Raw genomic sequence first — 4,615 nt, 5'->3', positions numbered from 1 at the left:
ATCCTCTTGGTTCTTTGCTCCCAGCTTTGGCGTAGCCGGAATCTTCCGCTTTTTGCTATTCTTCCAAGGGTTCCACAACTGGACACTCAACCCCTTCCACATGATGGGAGTGGCGGGTATCTTAGGTGGAGCTCTGCTTTGCGCGATTCACGGTGCAACGGTAGAAAACACCTTGTTTGAAGATGGTGAAGGGTCAAATACCTTCCGGGCGTTTAACCCCACCCAAGCCGAAGAAACCTATTCAATGGTAACGGCGAACCGTTTCTGGTCTCAGATTTTCGGGATTGCGTTTTCCAACAAGCGCTGGCTGCACTTCTTCATGCTGTTTGTCCCCGTGACAGGCTTATGGATGAGTTCAGTGGGTGTGATTGGCTTAGCCGTGAACCTGCGTGCCTATGACTTCGTATCCCAGGAAATCCGGGCGGCGGAAGACCCCGAATTTGAGACATTCTACACCAAGAACATTCTCCTGAATGAAGGAGTCCGGGCTTGGCTGGCGCCTCAAGACCAACCACACCAAAAGTTTGTATTCCCTGAGGAGGTTCTACCCCGTGGTAACGCTCTCTAGTAGTTCCATGGTGGCGGGAAACCGCGACCAAGAATCATCAGGTTTTGCCTGGTGGGCGGGTAATGCCCGTTTGATTAATCTCTCCGGTAAATTACTGGGGGCTCATGTCGCCCATGCTGGATTAATTGTCTTCTGGGCTGGGGCAATGACATTGTTTGAAGTTGCCCACTTTGTTCCAGAAAAGCCCATGTATGAACAGGGCGCAATCCTTTTACCTCACCTAGCGACCCTGGGTTGGGGTGTAGGTCCCGGTGGTGAAGTGATTGACACATTCCCTTACTTTGTGGTAGGGGTGCTGCACATCATTTCGTCTGCTGTTCTGGGTCTGGGCGGTATCTATCACGCCGTTCGTGGTCCAGAAACCTTAGAAGAGTACTCCGCCTTCTTTGGTTACGACTGGAAAGATAAGAACAAGATGACCACAATCATCGGGTTCCACCTGATTGTCTTAGGTCTGGGTGCTTTCCTGCTCGTGATTAAAGCCATGTTTGTGGGGGGTGTTTATGATACCTGGGCGCCCGGTGGCGGTGACGTGCGGATCATTACTAACCCAACGCTGAACCCGGCGGTGATCTTCGGTTATCTAACCCGCTCTCCCTTTGGTGGAGAAGGTTGGATCATCGGCGTCAACAACATGGAAGATATTATCGGCGGACATATTTGGATCGGTCTGATCTGTATTTCTGGCGGTATCTTCCACATACTCACCAAGCCCTTCGGCTGGGCACGTCGCGCCTTTATCTGGTCTGGAGAAGCGTATCTCTCCTACAGCTTAGGTGCGTTGTCCCTGATGGGCTTTATCGCCGCTTCGTTTGTTTGGTTCAATAACACCGCTTATCCCAGCGAATTTTATGGTCCAACCAACGCAGAAGCATCTCAGGCTCAGTCCTTCGTCTTCTTAGCGCGTGACCAACGGTTAGGGGCAAACATTGCTTCAGCTCAAGGTCCTACTGGTCTAGGGAAATACCTGATGCGCTCTCCAACTGGAGAAATTATCTTCGGTGGTGAAACCATGCGCTTCTGGGATTTCCAAGGTCCTTGGTTAGAGCCGCTACGGGGTCCTAACGGACTGGATGTAGATAAGCTGAGAAATGATATTCAGCCTTGGCAACTGCGCCGTGCGGCTGAGTACATGACCCATGCACCGAACGGTTCTATCAACTCCGTTGGTGGCATTATCACGGAAATGAACGGGTTTAACTACGTTAACCCCCGTGCATGGTTGGCTGCGGCTCACTTTATCTTAGGATTCTTCTTCTTGATCGGTCACCTCTGGCACGCCGGTCGCGCTCGTGCGGCTGTTGCTGGATTTGAAAAAGGTATTGACCGTGAGAGTGAGCCAGTATTGTTTATGGGTGACCTTGACTAGATTGGTTCATTTCATCCACTAAAACTTAATTGGCTTGAAGGCTCTTGTTAAAACGCAAGAGCCTTTTTTATAGAGCAAAAACTTCTCTCCAAGCGGTTGTATACAACGTCTCTATAATATTTAGAGGAGTTGGTTAGTATTCTGGTTGGAATTACGGACAGGGAGGGTTAAGACGGATGAAACAGTTAGCGTAAAGCTCGCCCATCTGTTCCTTTTTCGATACGTTGAACAGACGGCGAAGTCCGATCATGTTCTACCTCAATGACAGCTAAAATTCCTTCCTCAACAGGGACAGCACGCCATAGGGGAAAATAGGGTTCAATCTCAGGAAAATTACCGATCCGGTCTGTCAACCACTGGTACATTTCCCGTGAGGGTACAATAAGCAAGCCTCCAACAATTGCCCGTTGAAGGAGTCCAATGGCAATTTTGTTTAAAGCGCGGTGGCTTGAGGATACATTACCTGTTTCCCATTCAACTACGAATTGTCTATCATTAGAGAGTGTTTTAACCGCATCTACTGGACCAGGGCGAGCATTCGTTATGATCTTCATACGTTTTTCCCGTTGCCAGCCAAACTGCTCATCTAGGACAGTTATACAGCTTTCCTTTATCGGTTTTACACCATTTTTATGTTTCTTGTTTTCCTCACGCAGGATAAACTGATTATTGCCTGGGGGCCAGTGAACTGCATGAATCGCAGTATAAACTTCTTCTAGGACTTGCTCAAATTCCTCTGTGTCTGCAAACTGCCCTTTTCTAATCAGAAATTCAGTCCTGTTTATCTTCATTCAGCAGGTTTTCTACTTCAGCCACAATGGATGCAGCCGACACACCAAGCGCCTCTGCAAGCTTGATAATCGTTGATAGGGTAGGTTGTCTTAGCCCCCCTTCCAGACGAGAAATAAATGTTCGGTCAAGCTGACTTCGGAAGGAAAGCTCTTCTTGTGAAAGGCGTTTTGCCTTCCTCAGACGCTGAAGAACCTTCCCAAATGCTTTTTCTGGCGTCACGGTGTATCCTCCAAACTAGAGGGTATCCTGGTTGACGGAACGATGCAGTTGCCTATAGGCTACAAAAGCCTCACCCCAGTCTGATTGACATAACGGAGAAAACTTGGCTCATGTCTGTCGCTTATCCATTGTTTCAAGCCATCGGTATCAAATCCGATGATTCAGTCGCGATTAAGCAATTAGCGTCTAAAACAGGTATTTCTGTTGAACGACTTAGATACTACGATAAAAATAGAATTTTGCCTTCGGATACAGATTTAGATAAAATTTGTTCGGTGACAAATATTCCTCGCCTAAAACTTAAGTTGTTAATGGGTTGTCTGGATCGGAAAACCATTGCCGCCATACAGAATAAGGCTGAAGAAATTTATGAAATTATTAAAACTGATAGTCCATCATTGCCTGCTGATACAACGACGCCAAGATTAATGTTCAAAACTGATTATGGACAGTTATATCAGGGAAATTGCCTAGATTTGATGCGCGACATGGAAGCAGAAACGGTTGATTTAGTTTTTGCCGATCCCCCTTTTAATCTCAGCAAAAACTATCCTTCAGGCATAGATGATAATTTAAACAAATCTGATTATTTAGAGTGGTGTGAAGCTTGGCTCAATGAATGTATTCGCATCTTAAAGCCTGCGGGTAGTTTATTCCTCTGGAATCTGCCTAAGTGGAATAGTCACCTATCTGGATTTCTGAATCACCGCCTGACGTTTAGGCACTGGATATCTGTTGATATTAAATACAGATTTACTATTGCTGGACGGTTATATCCTTCCCATTATTCACTGCTTTACTATTGTAAGGGGGAAAAGCCAAAAACCTTTCATCCGGATAGGCTTCCGCTAGAGATATGCTCACACTGTTATCGGGAGTTGCGCGATTACGGAGGCTATAAACATAAAATGAATCCTAGAGGTGTCAATCTAACCGATGTCTGGTACGATATTCCACCCGTTAGACACAAGCGTTATAAGCAGCGAGAAGGAGCGAATGAACTTTCTATTAAACTGATAGATCGGATTATTGAAATGGCATCTGATCAAGGAGATATTGTTTTTGATCCCTTTGGTGGTGCAGGGACAACTTATGTAGTCGCAGAGATGAAACATCGCCGTTGGCTTGGTATTGAGATTGGTTCTGTCGATGATATTTTAAGCCGTTTCCAGAAACTTGATCAGGAACGTGATTATTTACAACAGATTCGAGAGGGTTATAATTGCCTGTTTACTAACAAAACAGTGAAGGTAAGGAGGGAGAAGGGACTCTGGACTTCAGAATCGGTTAGAGAAAAAGCTCAGATGTGTGTAAAAACACAAGGGAAGGGTAAGAAGAAAGCTTTAGGTATTCAAACTGAACTGGATTTCTCAGGAATTAATAATCGGTCAAAGCTTACCTAGATCAGGGCACGATAATCAGAGTGTCCCTACCGCATCAATTCGTTGTAGGGGCATGGCAATGCCATGCCCTCAGGACTTACGCAGGTACATCATATATGGTGGCAATGGTGCGTTAGCGTAGCGGACGCTGCTGGCGAAATATTGCTTAACAAAACAATGAGCAAAAGCCTTGGCGATTAAGAGAGGACAACCTGAAGGGGTGACAAGCCGCTTAAAAGCTTGGTAGACAAAGCATTTCACCCCTCTTTCCCTTAAAAAGATGTC

General features: G+C 46.2%; 5 protein-coding genes and 1 pseudogene. 3 read left to right on the top strand and 3 right to left on the bottom strand.

All coding sequences use genetic code 11. From position 1 onward, the window contains the following. Positions 1-568: pseudogene (locus RLO19_RS17100) on the top strand (photosystem II D2 protein (photosystem q(a) protein)); the annotation flags it as partial. Positions 569-575: 7 nt separating this feature from the next. Next, positions 576-1,937, top strand: coding sequence for a photosystem II reaction center protein CP43 (gene psbC / locus RLO19_RS17095; RefSeq protein WP_446358280.1), 1,362 nt, complete (start codon positions 576-578; stop codon positions 1,935-1,937). Positions 1,938-2,122: 185 nt separating this feature from the next. On the opposite strand, the gene RLO19_RS17090 is transcribed toward psbC, so the two are convergent. Then, on the bottom strand, positions 2,123-2,728 hold the full coding sequence (locus tag RLO19_RS17090; protein ID WP_446358278.1) for a restriction endonuclease: 606 nt from the start codon (positions 2,726-2,728) through the stop codon (positions 2,123-2,125). Next, positions 2,709-2,948, bottom strand: coding sequence for a helix-turn-helix domain-containing protein (locus tag RLO19_RS17085; RefSeq protein ID WP_446358276.1), 240 nt, complete (start codon positions 2,946-2,948; stop codon positions 2,709-2,711). Before RLO19_RS17085 ends, RLO19_RS17090 begins: the two co-directional genes overlap by 20 nt. A gap of 110 nt (positions 2,949-3,058) precedes the next feature. Here RLO19_RS17085 and RLO19_RS17080 point away from each other — a divergent pair, with 110 nt between their 5' ends. After that, positions 3,059-4,351, top strand: coding sequence for a DNA methyltransferase (locus RLO19_RS17080; protein ID WP_446358274.1), 1,293 nt, complete (start codon positions 3,059-3,061; stop codon positions 4,349-4,351). Positions 4,352-4,420: 69 nt separating this feature from the next. Here RLO19_RS17080 and RLO19_RS17075 read toward each other — a convergent pair. Next, positions 4,421-4,615 (bottom strand): hypothetical protein (locus RLO19_RS17075; protein WP_446358272.1); only part of this gene is annotated, 195 nt, incomplete at its 5' end.

The sequence above is a fragment of the Coleofasciculus sp. G2-EDA-02 genome, from assembly GCF_040226375.1.
Taxonomy (GTDB): Bacteria; Cyanobacteriota; Cyanobacteriia; order Cyanobacteriales; family Coleofasciculaceae; genus Coleofasciculus.
The sequence above is the reverse complement of the archived record's forward strand: the minus strand, read 5'-3'. Positions and strand labels throughout refer to the sequence as shown.